1 protein-coding gene is annotated in these 384 nt (G+C 62.8%); it reads right to left on the bottom strand.

The annotated features are described in order from the left end of the window. Positions 1 to 171: 171 nt before the first annotated feature. Positions 172 to 384: type II toxin-antitoxin system VapC family toxin (locus tag BQ17_RS18930; RefSeq protein ID WP_141699376.1), on the bottom strand; the 213-nt coding region annotated here is incomplete at its 5' end.

Genomic DNA, 384 nt, shown 5'->3' with positions numbered 1-384 from the left:
GGCTGATTGGCCCAATCCATGAATCCCAGCGCGCGCGCGTAATGGCCGATGTGATGCTTCGTCCGCTGGTGGTACCGGAGGACGATGTCAAGGCGATCGGCACTGGCTGGGGTATCGTTCATGGGCTCGGAGCCTTTCTAATGGAGTCGGCGATATCCGTTCGGTGGAAATCTACCAAAGCTGGCGGATACCGTAGGCGGACAGGGCGTCGTCAGCGCTCAGTAGCGGCAGGCCCTCCTCCAACGCCTGGGCGACCAGCAGACGATCGAAGGGGTCGCGATGGTGAAAGGGCAACTCGGCGACGCGCACCGCATGGGCCAGCGTGATCGGAAAGGGCGTAAGCGCATTGTTGCGGATGCGGTTGTCGATGAAGGTGCGCGGGGG

It is taken from the genome of Candidatus Thiosymbion oneisti (assembly GCF_900092655.1).
Lineage (GTDB): Bacteria > Pseudomonadota > Gammaproteobacteria > Chromatiales > Chromatiaceae > Thiosymbion > Thiosymbion oneisti.
Note: the sequence above shows the minus strand (reverse complement) of the source record. Positions and strands in the feature narration are given on the sequence as shown.